Genomic DNA, 15,336 nt, shown 5'->3' on the forward strand with positions numbered 1-15,336 from the left:
ACAAACATTGTACTATATATCGTCGTTTTTTAAAAGGACATCTACATTTCACACTATGTAAAAAGTAATGTCAAGGAAAATTACTTGAAAAAGAAAAATGAATGTGTTGCATTGCAACTTGAGTCATGCTAATATTATTTAGTATTTAACATACGATTGAATTGATGCAAAGCTTTTGCTGTAAAGGAGGTTCACATACTATGGCTCGTAAATGTTTTATTACTGGAAAAGGACCTAAAACAGGAAACAAGCGTTCTCACGCTATGAACAAATCAAAGAAAAGCTGGGGAGCTAATGTCCAAAAGGTTCGCATTCTTGTGGACGGAAAACCTAAGCGCGTATACGTATCTGCTCGTGCACTTAAGTCTGGCAAAGTAGAACGCGTTTAATAAAAACAGCAGTTTAACTGCTGTTTTTTTCTTTGTCTAAAAGTTTGTTCTTGGAAGTAGTTGATTTTCGATTCAGGTTGCTCGCTTTCCGCGGGGCAGGCGGTGAGCCCATAAATAATCTGCTCCTGCGTCTTCTAGCAAATTCTATCGAAGCTATTTCCTCGTCGCATGTCTTGCGAGAAGATTTTTCAAGTCGCTGGCACACTACAATCAACTGTCAAAGAAGAATAAAAAGAGATTTGTATGCAACAATCATTTTTTTCAAAGGTCTTTTAAAAAAAGTAAAAAATCTGTCAAACAAAAAAAGCGCTATATTAGCGCTTTTTTTGTTTGTTATCCTTTTTTCATAGATCCTAAAATGGCTCGAACGAATCCCCCTAAAAATCTAGGTAGTTTAATGGTATAAAATTTCATCTTACCCCTCCTCCAGGCCCATAAAAAATGATAAGAGCAAACACGTAATAATTATAATTTATTCCCCGTTTTATAAATGGTGCCTCGGGGCCTGTTTTCCGCGATTATATATTAATCACGGCTCTTTACCATCATTATTATGCCGGAGTCAAAAGAATAAGTACCATTTTTATTTACAAGCTCATTTGAAATGCAAAGAGATGATCCCATCTGCAAAGATGCGTTTTGCAAAGGATATTTAAACCCTTCTAAAGTAATACCCGTTACTTCTCCTTCAAATGGCAAAAATGATATATAGGAAAACCTGTCATCTTGACTGATGACATATGTGCCAGGAGCATGCAGCGTTATTTCATTACGACAGTCTACAACTTTTACTATAGTGCCTTTTTTATGAAGACAATTAGATAAGAGCTGAATATTTAAAAGTTCATGATCCAATCTGGCCCCAGTGGCTCCGAATAATAAAACTTCCTCTGGATCTTGATCCATTGCCCATGCAAATGCAATTTCCATGTCTGTCTGATCTTTTTCTGACCGATACACATTCAGATGAATAGACGCATGAACAATCGCTTCCTTTTCATTTTCAGAAACAGAATCAAAATCGCCAAATGCATGTTTTGGTCTGATCCCTGTTTCTATAAGAACAAATGTCCCTCTATCCACACCTATCCAAATTGTATCTGGACCACCAACATATTTTTTTAAATCTGGTATTAAGCTAACCGGTCCACCTGCAACAATTCTAATTTTCATATTGTGGGCTGAAGCGTTTTTCGTTCTGTATGAAGCAGTTTCGGAGCTGTGTTTGTTAATAAGATTACAACGATGCAAGTAATAACGAAAATAATAACCATAAATGAACCATTATAAAAAATAGAATATAACCAAACGTTCATTTTTCCTGCAAATTGGCTGAAGAAGATAACTCCTGAGATTACATGAGATAAAAGACGCAAAGTACAGCCGACAAAAATACCCGTAATCATCAACGCCGTTCTCTTTGCCGTATTTTGTTTAATAGATGGAGCAAACAATCCTGCTAATCCTGATAAAGCAAATGCAAGCGGATAGTCCAATATTACTTGTGCAAAGTAATAGATTTGAGGGTTTACAGCCAGCTGCAGCAATCCCACTAACAGGCCTGTGAAAACTCCTGCTTTAACACCTCTTCTAAAGGCCATGATAAAGATTGGAACCATCTCCAATGACACAGATCCACCTTGAGCCCATAATCCTGAGAACTTAATCAACCCTAAAATAAGTGAAAGTGCAGCCATAATTGCTAATTCGGTCAAAAATAAGATTTTGCTATTATTCATTTCTTCTTCCCCCTCTTCATTTGAAGGAAAACAAAAAAGCAACCGGCATGTGAGCGCACGGTTGCTTTTCTTTACAAAAAGTTACACGACTCCACATTCCTACGCAGGTATGATCCAGCTTCAGGTTCAAAGGGTCGGGAGTGCACTCCCCTCTCAGCCTTTTAAAAAGACTCCCCCTGTGGTTGCTTATTTATTTTTCCAAATACTATTATACACCACGGATAGCGTTTATCGCACGCTTTAAATCGTCTTTCCCATAAATGGCAGATCCGGCTACTAATACGGTTGCACCTGCATCAATGCACAATGGAGCTGTTTCTGCATTTACACCGCCGTCTACTTCTATTTCAACATCCAATTCATTTTCATCAATTAAGCTTTTAACTTCTTTTATTTTAGAAACAACACTTTTAATAAATGATTGTCCTCCAAATCCCGGATTGACAGTCATAAGCAAGACCATATCAATATCATGAATAATATGTTTGAGCGAATCTGCAGGTGTCGCCGGATTTAAAACAACCCCAGCCTTTACACCAGTTTTCTTGATCAATTGGATCGTTCTATGAAGGTGCGCAGATGCTTCAACATGAACTGTAATAATATCTGCACCTGCACTTGCGAATGCTTCAATATACTGATCTGGATTTTCAATCATTAAATGAACATCTAAAGGTAACTTTGTTAATGGTCGTACAGCTTGAACAACTAGAGGTCCCAACGTAATATTCGGCACAAAATGTCCGTCCATCACATCGATATGAATATAATCTGCACCTGCTGTTTCTACTGCTTTAATCTCATCACCCAACTTTGAAAAGTCAGCCGATAAAATTGAAGGGGCTATTTTAATCATTTAGTACCTCCGTTTTTGATCCTTTATTTCTTGTAAAAAACTCACATAATGATCATAGCGGAATTCAGGAATTTCACCTGTTTCCACACTTGCTCTTATCGCACATTTAGGCTCAGATGTATGTGAACATCCTCGAAATTTACAATCTCCTCGCCGTGCGTTCATCTCTGGAAAATATCCAGACAATTCTTCCGCTTCGATATTTAAGAAATCCAGTGAACTAAAACCAGGCGTATCAGCTACAAGACCATTGCCAAATAATATTAATTCAACATGGCGTGTTGTATGTTTTCCTCGTCCCAGGTGAGTAGAAATCTCATTCGTTTCGAGCATAAGTTCCGGATTAATTGCGTTAAGCAAAGAAGATTTCCCCACTCCGGATTGACCAGCAAACACAGTCAATTTATCTTTAAATAGCGGATAAAACATTTCTAAACTTTCATCTGTCTTCGTTGAGGTAGGGATGACTTCATATCCTAGGTCTCTATATTTCTCAATGTATATTTGAATTTTTTCATATTCAGACGTTTCTTCAACTAAGTCCATTTTCGAAACACAGATAACAGGTAAAATATCGTTTGCTTCAATATGAACGAGAAATCTGTCTAGTAGCAAAGGACTAAAGTCAGGCTGCACTGCTGAAAATACGAGAATGGCTTGATCTACGTTTGCGATCGGCGGCCGAACGAGTTCATTTTTCCGTTCTTTTACGTCCATAATATAACCATCCGTTTTATTGCTGGACTCATATTCTACCCAGTCCCCTACTAATGGATTTACTTTCCTTTTGCGGAAGTTTCCCCTTCCTCTGCACTGGAAAATCTGACCTTGATCCATTACGTAATAGAACCCCGCTAACGCTTTAACAATTCTTCCTTCAGTCATGCTTAATCACCATCGTCCCCTTCCTAAATATCATCATAATTTATGGTTACTGCTTGATCTTGTTTATCATTAATAAACACAGTATAAGAAGCTGTACCACCTTCAGCAATAGTTAACGGAAGGGAGTAAATTTTATTTTCAGCGATATCTTCTTCAATAAAAACTTTGTCAGTTGCATTTTTATCTGAATAAACAATTTTCACATGGACTGTTTCTTTCTTGGGTTTCCCTTTGACTTTAACATCTATTTTCTCTGTAGTTGTTCGATCAGGAGCCGTTTCTTGTGGCGGCGGTGGCGGCGGTTCTGTTTCTTCTGGTCCTTTTGACAGCACAACACTGATCGTAGCGCCTTTCTCAACTTGAGTAAATGGAGAAGGATCTTGCGAAATAACTTTTCCTTCTTCTACCGAGTCAGAAAAATCCTCACTGTATTCAACAACAAGACCTGCATCATTCGCATAGTTCGATACTTGCTCCTTCGTTAACCCGGCAAGATTCTCTACTTGAATCGATGGTTTCCCGCTGCTGACCGTCAATTCAACGGTCGTATCTGATGGTGTTACTTTTTCATCTTGATCAGGATTTTGAGATAAGACCGTTCCTTCCGGCTCTGTATCTGAGTCCTCATAATTTTTACTAATATTTGTAAACCCTTTATCATTTAGAAGTGCTTCTGCGGAATCAATGTTCATACCCTCTACATCTGGCATGTTTTCTTTTTCAGGGCCTTTTGAAACTTGTAAAGTTACCAAACTGCGCTCTTTTACTTTGGTTTGGGGAGCCGGATCTTGACGAATTACCTTTCCGTCCTCCACTTCTTTATCAAATACTTCTTGGCGTTTTACATCTAAACCTTCTGCTTTGAGCTTATCGAAAGCATCTTCATAATCATTTCCTACTACATCCGGCACACTGACTTCTTTTAGTTGAAAAATAGAAGGAAGCAGTGTCACCGAAGCTAATCCAGCACCACCTAATAAAAGTAAGGACAGAAGAATAATAAGCCACCATTTCTTTTTCTTCTTCTTTTTCCCTTTCCCCTTTTCCTCATCAACAAGAGGACTTACTGGAGCATCAGGGGGTACTATTGGTGTAATGAATTTTGTTTTTTCATCATCATCAGAAGCTTCATTCCATTTTTGCTCATACATCCGATTTGGATCCAACGCTGAATTCATATCATTTAATAACTCTTGTGCACTGCTGTATCTGTGCAATGGATTTTTCGCCAAGGCTTTTAATATAATGTTTTCGACACTTTGCGGAATCTCAGGGTTCAATCTCCTTGGCTCGATCACATTTTCCTGCAGATGTTTGAGTGCGACTGAAACAGGCGATTCACCTACAAAGGGTACTCTTCCTGTAACCATTTCGTAAAGAACAGCACCAAAAGAATAAATATCAGACTTTGCATTAGCGATTCCGCCACGGGCTTGTTCTGGTGAAAAATAATGCACAGAGCCTAAAATAGAATTCGTATGCGTGATCGTTGCAGATGTTATAGCTAATGCAATACCGAAATCAGTAAGCTTTGCAACTCCGTTTTCAGTTATTAGAATGTTATGAGGTTTTATATCACGGTGGATGATTCCATGATCATGAGCCACTGCCATTCCAGATCCTATTTGTTTCATAATATGCAATGATTCTTCAACAGAAAGCTTTCCGTGTTCTTTTATGTATTGTTTGAGTGTTTTACCTTGTACATACTCCATAACGATAAAATATATATCGTCGTCTTCACCTACATCAAAAATGCTTACAATATTCGGGTGGTCCAAACTTGTAGCAGATTCTGCTTCTCTTTTAAAGCGTCTAATAAAATCTTCATCTTTATTAAACTCCGAACGAAGCACTTTTACAGCAACATCTCTATCAAGAATTAAATCCTTTGCCCGATAAACGATGGCCATTCCGCCGTCACCTATAACCTCTAAAAGCTTGTAGCGGCCGCTGACTCTTTTTCCAATCATGTTCTTGCTTCCCCTTTTGTCTCTGTGTCAGAACTATTTTGTATAAGGATAGCAGTTATATTGTCTTCTCCACCCGCATTTTTCGCCCATGTTATCAATTTTTCTACTTTTTCACTGACAGCTTCATCCGGATTGTTCAATGCTTCTTCAATTCTCTTAAAAGAGACTTTATCAGATAATCCATCAGAACAAAGAAGGATGTAATCGCCTGTGTCCCAAGTGATGATATTAAACTCAGGTTCAACGGATTCATCTGTTCCGACTGCTTTCATAATCATATTGCGTCGTGGGTGAATTTCAGCTTCGTCTTCTGTAATCTGTCCTGATTTCACTAATTCTTGGACGAGTGAATGATCATCCGTTACCCGTTTCAGAATACCTTGTGAATATAAATAACAGCGGCTATCCCCAATATGTACTACAGTAACCTCTTTATTTGTACCTAAAGCAGCAACAATGGTCGTTCCCATTCCTCGTGTTTCAGGATTTTCTTGTGAAAATTGAAAAATGTGCTGATTTGTATCCTTTAATACCGTTGTGATCCACTCTTTAATGTTTCCTATATTTTCTTCAAATTGACCCCAAGCATCTTTAATACATTTTAAGGCTTCCTGGCTGGCAATATCACCTGCTTTATGTCCACCCATTCCATCAGCAATAACTGCAAGAAAGTGTTCACCTCTCGTGAACACTTCCCCGCTGTCTTCATTATGCTTCCTTACCATTCCAACATCTGTTTGAAAGGCAATTTGCATTTTCACGTCACCTCGTCTCTTCTTTACGTTCCTTCGCACGCAGCTGACCGCATGCAGCGTCGATATCATGACCTTGTTCTCTTCTGATGGTGGCATTTATGCCTCTTGAGTTTAACGTCTCTAAGAACTTAAATATTTGTGCTTTCGGTGTTCGCACATAATCTCTTTCCGGTACATAGTTCACAGGAATCAAGTTTACGTGGCACTTAATATCAGAAATAAGATCAGCTAGTTCATTTGCACTTTCAACTGAGTCGTTTACTTTTCCAAATAAACCATACTCAAATGTAACTCGTCTGCCCGTTTTCTTAATATAATAACGAATAGAATCCATTAATTCGTTAAGTGGATACATTCGGTTTACAGGCATTAAACGGCTTCTCGTTTCTGTATTCGCTGCATGAAGGGATATTGCAAAATTAATTTGCATGCCTTCATCTGCAAATTTGTAAATATAAGGGACTACACCACTCGTTGAGATCGTAATATGACGAGCTCCAATATTCAGACCTAAATCATGATTAACGATTTTCAAGAATGACATAAGACCATCATAGTTATCAAATGGCTCTCCAATTCCCATTACTACAATCGAACTGACTCTTTCATCAGTTTCATCCAATGCACGCTGTACTTGAAGTACTTGAGCAACAATTTCGCCAGCTAAAAGGTTCCGTTTTAATCCGCCTAAAGTCGAGGCGCAGAACGTACAACCTAAACGGCATCCTACTTGAGTTGTTACGCAAATACTGTTTCCGTATTCATGTCTCATTAGAACTGTTTCAATTGAATAGCCGTCTTGAAGTTCAAATAGGAACTTTATTGTTCCATCTGAAGATTCTTGACGCACCACTTCTTTAAGAGGCTTGATGTAATAATCTTTTTCTAGTTTTTCACGCAGTCCTAAAGGCAAGTTCGTCATTTCTTCAAAAGAAGACACACGTTTTTTATAAAGCCATTCAAAAATTTGCTTGCCTCTGAACTTCGGTTCTCTAATATCCGTCAGCCATGATTCTAGTTCATGCAGTTCTAGCGAATAAATGGAAGGTTTGATGTCTGGCTTTGTTTGTTTATCTGTTAATGGTTTAAGCATGTTTCTCACCACCTGTTATCTTTTTTCTGTAAGCCGCGATATAAAATCCGTCACTATTAAAATAATGAGGCATAATTTGCAGATCAGATCTTTCTTCTATTATAAATGGTTTCACAGTTTCTGGCATCTTTTCTGAAAAATGCGGATCCCATTCAAATTCTGGATGCTGTGACAAGAACCATTCTGCTACTTCAGCATTTTCTTCTTTATCAACAGTACAAGTGCTGTAGACGAGAATCCCATCTGGTTTCACCATCTGTGAAGCAGCATGAAGTATATCTTTTTGTATACTTGTAAGTCTTTCTACATCTTGCTCTGTCTTCGCCCATTTTAAGTCAGGCTTTTTTCGGATCACACCAAAACCGCTGCACGGAGCATCCACAAGAACTCTGTCAAATGATTCAATTTCAAATTCTTCTTTTACTTTTCTAGCGTCTAATGTTCTGGCATCTATATTGTTTAATCCTAATCTGTCTGCCTGTTTCTTGATTAACTCAACTTTGTGCTGATGCAGATCAAGGGAAACGACTCTTCCTTCACCCTTCATCATTTCAGCTAAATGAGTGGATTTTCCTCCTGGAGCTGCACACGCATCAAGTACCTTTTCTCCAGGTTCAGGACTTACAGCTCTAGCGACCAGCATTGAACTCTCATCTTGAATTGTAACCAAACCTTGATTATAGGCATTCGACTTAGGAAGGTAACCGTCCTTGATAACGATCCCCTCTGGAGACAATTCTCCTTTTTCAGCAGTTATTCCTTCTTCTCTCAACATATCGAAAACAGTATCTTGATTTATTAGCATCGTATTGATTCTCGCTGTTACAGGCGCTGGAATCAGATTAATCTCTGCCATTTTTTCAGCATTTTCTGCCCCAAACTGGTTGCTCCAACGTTCATAAAGCCAAGATGGCATACTATATTTCAATGCGTCTTTTTCAGCACTATTGCCGATTTTTTCATCCATTGCAGCAGTGCCTTCTCTTTGCAGTTTGCGAAGAATGCCGTTAACCATTCCTGCCAATCCTTTGTGTCCTTTGTATTTAGCGATCTCAACCGCTTCATGAATGATGGCATGATCAGGAACACGATCCATGTACAGCATTTGAAAAATGGATAAGCGCAGTAAACTAAGTACCCAGCGATCTTTTTTCTTAATCGGTTTGTTTAAGAGCTGTTCCAAATAAAAATCGATCGTGTTCTTACGCTGTATTGTTCCATACACTATACTCGTTAAAAGACTTTTGTCTTTATCATTTACGTCAGCTTTTAGAAGTGCCTGATTTAACTGCAGGTTGCTGTACGCTTGATTCTGTTCTACTTTTACCAATACATCTAGAGCGATTGCCCTTAAGTTGCCACTCAAATTATTCACCTAATTTCAAACCTAGTTCTACATTTGTTCCTTTTAAAAAATCAATTGCAGACATTCTTCTCTTACCTGATAACTGCAGATCGGTAATTACAATACTTGTATCATCACCAGTTGCGATTTGGAGTCCTTTATCAGCAAATGCAAGTATTGTCCCTGGTTCAGCATGCTTTGACGCTGCTTCTTTTTCACCCCACCAAACTTTCAGTGGCTGACCATTATAAGTTGTATACGCCACTGGCCAGGGGTGAAGTCCCCGAATGTGGTTATATATTTCACCGCCTGATAAAGTCCAATCGATTTTTTCTTGTTCCCGTGTGATATTCCAAGCGAACGTTACTTCATCAGGATTTTGCGGAATGGATACAATCTTATCATTAAGCAGTAAAGGTATAGTTTCGGATAATAGCTTCGCACCTGCTGCACTTAATTTATCATGTAATGATCCTACATGATCTTTTTCGTTTATTGGAACTTCAACTTGAGTAAGTATATCACCAGCATCTAATTTTTCAACCATATACATGATGGTGATACCCGTTTTTTCATTACCGTCGATTATACTTTTGTGAATTGGTGCTCCGCCTCTGTATTTCGGAAGCAGAGAAGCATGCACATTAATACATCCATATTTCGGGGCTTCTAATATTGCGGAAGGCAATATTTGTCCATAGGCAGCAGTAACGATTAAATCTGGCTGTAGATCTATGATCTCTTTATATTCTTCACGCAGTTTTATTGGTTGATACACTTTAATATCATGCTTTAACGCTTCTTCTTTAACAGGGGTTTGCTTTATTTCTTTTTTTCTTCCAACAGGCTTGTCCGGCTGAGTAACAACTCCTGCGACTTCATAACCGTCTTCAACCAATTGACGAAGTACAGGAACAGAAAAGTCTGGAGTACCCATAAATACGATTTTCATTGTATCCTACCCTTCCATTTCTTCTTTTTCGTAATAAGCAATCACTTTAGAAGTAAACAGAACTCCATGAAGATGGTCTATTTCATGTAAAAGTGCCCGAGCCAGAAAACCTTCTGCTTTAAGTGTAAACTCTTTACCTTCTCTGTTTTGTGCTTTAACAGAAACATTTAAAGGCCGTTCAACATCTCCAAATAATCCTGGGAAACTTAAACATCCTTCGGGTCCAGTCTGAGTTCCAGTAGCCGATAAGACTTCTGGATTAATCAATACGATCTGATCTGAATCATCTCCAACATCAACTACAGCAATCTGTTTTGGAATGCCGATTTGAGGAGCAGCTAATCCTACTCCATCAGCATCATACATCGTATCAAACATATCTTTGATCAAGGTTTTTAATTTTTTATCGAACGTTGTAACTTTTTCACATTTGGTTTCTAAAACAGGATTGGGATATTCTACTATTTTACGAATCGTCATATTTTCTCCTTATAACAGCTACATTAATGTTTGTGCATTTAATTCTGCCGTAATCTGCAGGTCTTTAATGCTTTTATCCTTTTGAAAATGAGATATAATTTCTTCAAACCACAAGCCTAGCTCTGGTTCATTTTTGTATTTTATCATGACCTGATACCGATATCTATCTTTGATGCGTGCTATTGGTGAAGTCACAGGGCCAAGCAAAATGCTTTGATTTGACAGTCTGGCAGATAGAAAGCTTGCTGCTTTTTCGCTCGCAGCCACAACTTGCATAAGATCAGGATGACTGAAAGTTAATAAACCTAAATAGAAAAAGGGTGGATATTGATGGAGTTTTCTCGTTTTCATTTCATAATCGTAAAAAGAAAGGTAATCATGTCTGGATGCGAGCTGGACACTGTAATGCTCCGTATCATAGCCTTGGATAATTACCTTACCTTCGAGTTCATGCCTTCCTGCTCGGCCGCTGACTTGTGTTAATAATTGAAATGTTTTTTCAGAAGCTCTGAAATCAGGAAGATGCAGCATCGTATCAGCTGCTAAGATCCCCACAAGCGTCACTTTTGGAAAATCCAAACCTTTAGCGATCATTTGTGTTCCTAACAATATATCCGCCTCTTCATTTTCGAATGCAGTTAAGAGGCGTTCATGGCTGCCCTTTTTTGATGTTGTATCAACATCCATCCTTATTACGCGTGCTTCAGGCAAAACTTTTGCGAGTTCTTCTTCCACTTTTTGTGTACCCGTACCAAAAAAGCGAATATGTTCACTTGTACATGATGGACAAGCTGAAGGAATGGTTTCTTGATAACCGCAATAATGACACTTTAATGCTCCATTCCTTTTATGATAAGTAAGAGAGATATCACAATGAGGACATTCAGCTACATAACCGCAATCACGGCACAAAATAAAAGAAGCATAACCTCTCCGATTTAAAAATAAAACCGTTTGTTCTTGCTTACTTAATCCTTCTTTCATCATTTCCATTAAATTGTCCGAAAACATGGACCTATTGCCGTTTTTCAATTCTTCTCGCATGTCTACAATCTTTACTTCAGGCATTGGATTTGAATGCACGCGTGATCTTAGTTCTGAAAGAATGTATAGCCCCTTTTTAGCACGAGCATATGTTTCTAAAGAGGGTGTCGCACTGCCGAGTACAATCGGACATGAATGGTACTTTCCTCTCCAAATGGAAACGTCCCTCGCATGATATCGAGGATGATCTTCTTGTTTATAACTGGATTCATGTTCTTCATCTATTATTACGATTCCCAGATTTGTAAAAGGCGCAAAGGCTGCAGAACGTGCTCCTACGACGACTGAAACTTCTTTCCTTAGTATTTTACGCCATTCGTCGTATTTTTCACCAACAGACAAACCGCTGTGCAAGACAGCAACTCTGCTTCCAAATCGTGCTTTAAATCGATTTACCATCATTGGTGTAAGGGAAATCTCTGGAACAAGACAAATAGCTTCCTTTCCTTTATCTAACACCGCTTGAATAGATTGTAGATAGACCTCCGTCTTTCCGCTTCCTGTAACCCCATGGACGAGAATGGTGTCATGCCGATCATTTTCAATGGAGTTTAAAATCGGCAGTATCGCGCTCTGCTGATTTTCCGTTAACGGTAATGGATCTGTTTGCTTAATATTCCTTCCATTATAAGGGTCTCTATAGACTTCTTTTTCCTCAATTTTGACGAATCCTTTTTTAGCTAGTGCTAGGACAGAAGGAAGAGATGCCCCTGTTTCCATTAGTATTTCCTGCATTGAGTAATACCCAGGCGGACGATGAAGCAATTCTGAAATGACTGCCTTTTGTTTTTCAGCTTTTCTTTCGTTTTCCTCCAGAAATTCTGCAGCTGCTACTTTATTTAAGATGGTTACGAATTTTATTTTCTTCTTGTTTGCCTTGTCTTTCACTTTATAAATGACATCTAAAGTTCCAGCTTTAACTAATAAAAGCAATTCATTTAATCGCTCAGGAAAATCTTTCATCACTTCGTTAAAGCTCAATTCATCCTGCTGCGTAAAAGTAACTGCCAGATGTTCGGGAAGCTTTTCCGGTGTCAAAATCACAAAGAATTTTTCATATGTTGCTTTCATCGCTGCAGGAAGCATCGCTTGATACGTGGTGATATAAAAACTCAGCGTTTGCTTAGCCAGCCATTGCCCAAGCTCTATGAGTTCAGTTGTCAGAACAGGCAATGGATCTAAAATTTCAGAGATGTTTTTTAACCCCTTAACGGTTGAAGAAGGTTTTATTTCTAAAATGAAGCCCTGGAGCTTCCTAGGTCCAAAAGGTACGATGACCCTCATCCCCGGTTCTGCCCACTCTGCGCACTTTTCAGGTACTTTGTAATCGAAAGTTTTGTTCACACTGCCTGATGGAACATCTACTACGACTGCCGCGATCATCGTTTCATCATATCCAGCACTTGTTCTAAAATTTCTTTGGCAACTTTCTCCTTAGATAGGATTGGAAGAGAACGTTTTGATCCATCTTTTTTTAGCATCATAATTTCGTTCGTATCACTTCCGAAACCAGAACCTTCTTTTGATACATTGTTGCCTATCACCATGTCTAAATTTTTCCTAACTAACTTATCGTGGGCATAACTCTCAAGATTTTCTGTTTCAGCTGCAAATCCTACAAGAATTTGATGTTCCTTCTTTTCGCCAAGTGCTCTCAAAATATCATCAGTCTTTTTTAATTCAACCGTCCATGTATCATTTTTTTTCTTGAATTTGTTTTCAAATACAGATACTGGCGTATAATCAGCAACAGCCGCACATTTAATAACGATATCTTGAGTGTTGTAATGAGAAAGCACTTTTTCGTACATCTCTCTAGCCGAGGTAACATTTTCAACTTTAATCCCATTAGGCGGCTGCAAGGAAGTTGGTCCTGTAACAAGCGTTACTTCTGCCCCCCATTCTCTAGCTGCTGCAGCAATCGCATATCCCATTTTTCCAGAAGAATGGTTCGTAAAATAACGGACTGGATCAAGTTCTTCTCTTGTAGGTCCTGCCGTTACTAACAATTTCTTTCCTGAAAGAGGCAGAGGCTTTTCACTATTCGTTTCATTAAAATAAGAATGAACCGCTTCGATCAATTCCTCAGGTTCTGCAAGCCTTCCTTTTCCGATCCATCCACAGGCAAGCAAGCCTTCATTCGGTTCGATAAAACGCCAGTTGAAACTTGCAAGAGTCTCCATATTTTTTTGTACTGCTGGGTGATTAAACATATTTACATTCATTGCAGGTGCAATTATTACATCAGCTTTCGTTGCAAGTAATGTAGTAGTCAGCATATCATCAGCGATTCCGTTCGCCAGTTTTCCAATTACATTCGCTGTAGCAGGTGCAATTAATACTAGATCTGCCCAATCTCCTATTTCAATGTGGCTAACAGCTGAAGGATCTTTTTCATCAAATGTGTCGGTATACACCTCTTGTCTCGTTAATGTTTGAAATGTTAATGGTGTAATAAATTTTTGAGCAGATTCTGTCAGAATGACTTTTACTTCATATCCGCCTTGATATAATCTGCTGGCAACAGTCGCTGCTTTATACGCAGCAATTCCGCCAGATACGGCAAGTAATATTTTCTTTTTTTCCATAAACAAACCCCTTCCTCCGCTCATTCCTATACAATTCACATCTATTTTACAGCATTTAATTCTATTAAAAAACTTAATTGGCTTATTAATAAATGGCTGTCTTCGCAATCTTTGTTGTTTTTGAAAGTAGTTGATCTCCGTTTCAGGATGCTCACTTTCGATTTTCATTTTCGAGGAGCCTCTCACCTTACTCTCCAATCATGCGAGGCAGTTATAATAATCCCTCAGAAGAAACAATCTTTTAGAAAAGAGTCTAATAAATAAAGAAAATTCGGATTCGGCTGTCACCTTGTCTTAACGTGCCGACTTGTCCCTGTACCTATTATTACTTACTCACAAATTATCTTAAATTAAAGCGCAAAAAAATAACAACCTTTTTTCAAGGTTGTATATTTTCTACTGCTATTATTAGTCTTTTTGAATTTCGCCGACCGGAGTTAAAATACCAGATTGAATTTCTTCTAATGCTTTCCCTACAAATTTGTAAGAAACTGGCTTTGCGATTTGCTGGTTTTCATACTTTTGGATTTCTCTTGCACGTTTTGAACTTAAAGTTACAAGAGAATATTTTGAATCAATGATTTCCATAAGAGAGTCAATGGATGGATATAGCATTATTCGTCAGCTCCTAAAATTCTTTGATATTTGGGTCGCACTCGGTCTACGCGACAGTGTTCTGTAGTTATTATGGCTTTAATTCTATTACAAGCAGACTCGATCTCATCGTTCACTACTGAATAGTGATAATGCTGCATGAGATCAATCTCTTCTTTTGCAACACTCATTCGATTGTTAACGATATCTTCTGTTTCTGTCCCTCGTCCAACAATACGATTTCTTAGCTCGGCAAGACTTGGAGGTGTTAAAAAGATAAAGACACCATCCGGAAAAATATTTTTCACTTGAAGTGCACCTTGAACTTCAATTTCTAAAATGACATCCTTACCTTCATCGAGTGTTTGGTTCACATATTCAATCGGTGTCCCATAATAGTTGCCCACGTATTCTGCCCACTCTAGCAGTTCTTTATTTTCAATCATGCGTAAAAACTCTTCTTTTGTTTTAAAGAAGTATTCTACCCCATGTTGTTCGCCTTCACGCGGCTGTCTAGTAGTGGCTGAAACTGAGTATTGAATGTCCAGCTTTTGTGCTCTTAATGCTTTACAAACAGTACCCTTTCCTACACCAGACGGTCCGGAAAGCACAAACAGAATGCCTCTTTCTTTTTCCATAAAAA

Annotated in this window: 16 protein-coding genes and 1 riboswitch; of the genes, 1 reads left to right on the forward strand and 15 read right to left on the reverse strand. The window is 38.4% G+C overall.

Annotated elements, in window-relative coordinates; all coding sequences use genetic code 11:
• The first annotated feature begins 200 nt into the window (after positions 1-200).
• Positions 201-389 (forward strand): 50S ribosomal protein L28, encoded by a 189-nt coding sequence (rpmB, locus tag RGB74_RS10960; RefSeq protein ID WP_066240673.1) that lies wholly within the window; start codon positions 201-203, stop codon positions 387-389.
• Between the two features lie 333 nt (positions 390-722).
• Here rpmB and spoVM read toward each other — a convergent pair whose 3' ends face one another.
• The 15 genes from spoVM to gmk form a co-directional block, all read right to left on the reverse strand.
• Positions 723-803: a stage V sporulation protein SpoVM gene (spoVM, locus tag RGB74_RS10965; protein ID WP_310261718.1), complete on the reverse strand. Its 81-nt coding sequence runs from the start codon at positions 801-803 to the stop codon at positions 723-725.
• A gap of 111 nt (positions 804-914) precedes the next feature.
• Positions 915-1,562, reverse strand: a complete 648-nt coding sequence (locus RGB74_RS10970; RefSeq protein WP_310759351.1) for a thiamine diphosphokinase — start codon at positions 1,560-1,562, stop codon at positions 915-917.
• Positions 1,559-2,128: an energy-coupled thiamine transporter ThiT gene (gene thiT, locus RGB74_RS10975; RefSeq protein ID WP_310759352.1), complete on the reverse strand. Its 570-nt coding sequence runs from the start codon at positions 2,126-2,128 to the stop codon at positions 1,559-1,561. The genes RGB74_RS10970 and thiT overlap by 4 nt, the downstream gene beginning before the upstream one ends.
• Positions 2,129-2,207: 79 nt before the next feature.
• Positions 2,208-2,315, reverse strand: a riboswitch (TPP riboswitch).
• Positions 2,316-2,336: 21 nt separating this feature from the next.
• The gene (rpe, locus tag RGB74_RS10980; RefSeq protein WP_310759353.1) at positions 2,337-2,984 is read right to left on the reverse strand and encodes a ribulose-phosphate 3-epimerase; all 648 of its coding nucleotides are present in this window, start codon (positions 2,982-2,984) and stop codon (positions 2,337-2,339) included.
• Complete coding sequence (rsgA, locus tag RGB74_RS10985; RefSeq protein ID WP_310759354.1) at positions 2,985-3,869, reverse strand: ribosome small subunit-dependent GTPase A; 885 nt, start codon at positions 3,867-3,869, stop codon at positions 2,985-2,987.
• Positions 3,870-3,892: 23 nt separating this feature from the next.
• On the reverse strand, positions 3,893-5,842 hold the full coding sequence (pknB, locus tag RGB74_RS10990) for a Stk1 family PASTA domain-containing Ser/Thr kinase (protein WP_310759355.1): 1,950 nt from the start codon (positions 5,840-5,842) through the stop codon (positions 3,893-3,895).
• Entirely contained in the window at positions 5,839-6,597 is a 759-nt protein-coding gene (locus tag RGB74_RS10995) for a Stp1/IreP family PP2C-type Ser/Thr phosphatase (protein ID WP_310759356.1), read from the reverse strand. Before RGB74_RS10995 ends, pknB begins: the two co-directional genes overlap by 4 nt.
• Positions 6,598-6,604: 7 nt before the next feature.
• Positions 6,605-7,690, reverse strand: a complete 1,086-nt coding sequence (gene rlmN / locus RGB74_RS11000) for a dual-specificity RNA methyltransferase RlmN (protein WP_310759357.1) — start codon at positions 7,688-7,690, stop codon at positions 6,605-6,607.
• The gene (gene rsmB / locus RGB74_RS11005; protein WP_310759358.1) at positions 7,683-9,056 is read right to left on the reverse strand and encodes a 16S rRNA (cytosine(967)-C(5))-methyltransferase RsmB; all 1,374 of its coding nucleotides are present in this window, start codon (positions 9,054-9,056) and stop codon (positions 7,683-7,685) included. Before rsmB ends, rlmN begins: the two co-directional genes overlap by 8 nt.
• A 1-nt stretch (position 9,057) precedes the next feature.
• Positions 9,058-9,987 carry a methionyl-tRNA formyltransferase gene (gene fmt / locus RGB74_RS11010; protein WP_310759359.1) on the reverse strand — a complete coding sequence of 310 codons (930 nt, stop codon included), beginning with the start codon at positions 9,985-9,987 and terminating at the stop codon, positions 9,058-9,060.
• 6 nt (positions 9,988-9,993) lie between these two features.
• On the reverse strand, positions 9,994-10,467 hold the full coding sequence (gene def, locus RGB74_RS11015) for a peptide deformylase (RefSeq protein WP_310759360.1): 474 nt from the start codon (positions 10,465-10,467) through the stop codon (positions 9,994-9,996).
• A gap of 18 nt (positions 10,468-10,485) precedes the next feature.
• Positions 10,486-12,894, reverse strand: a complete 2,409-nt coding sequence (gene priA / locus RGB74_RS11020; RefSeq protein WP_310759361.1) for a primosomal protein N' — start codon at positions 12,892-12,894, stop codon at positions 10,486-10,488.
• Positions 12,891-14,099 carry a bifunctional phosphopantothenoylcysteine decarboxylase/phosphopantothenate--cysteine ligase CoaBC gene (gene coaBC, locus RGB74_RS11025; protein ID WP_310762852.1) on the reverse strand — a complete coding sequence of 403 codons (1,209 nt, stop codon included), beginning with the start codon at positions 14,097-14,099 and terminating at the stop codon, positions 12,891-12,893. The genes priA and coaBC overlap by 4 nt, the downstream gene beginning before the upstream one ends.
• A 408-nt stretch (positions 14,100-14,507) precedes the next feature.
• Complete coding sequence (rpoZ, locus tag RGB74_RS11030; protein WP_310759362.1) at positions 14,508-14,714, reverse strand: DNA-directed RNA polymerase subunit omega; 207 nt, start codon at positions 14,712-14,714, stop codon at positions 14,508-14,510.
• Entirely contained in the window at positions 14,714-15,331 is a 618-nt protein-coding gene (gene gmk, locus RGB74_RS11035; RefSeq protein WP_310759363.1) for a guanylate kinase, read from the reverse strand. Before gmk ends, rpoZ begins: the two co-directional genes overlap by 1 nt.
• Positions 15,332-15,336 lie beyond the last annotated feature (5 nt).

Origin of the sequence: Bacillus sp. NEB1478 (assembly GCF_031582965.1) — a bacterium.
Lineage (GTDB): Bacteria > Bacillota > Bacilli > Bacillales > Fictibacillaceae > Fictibacillus.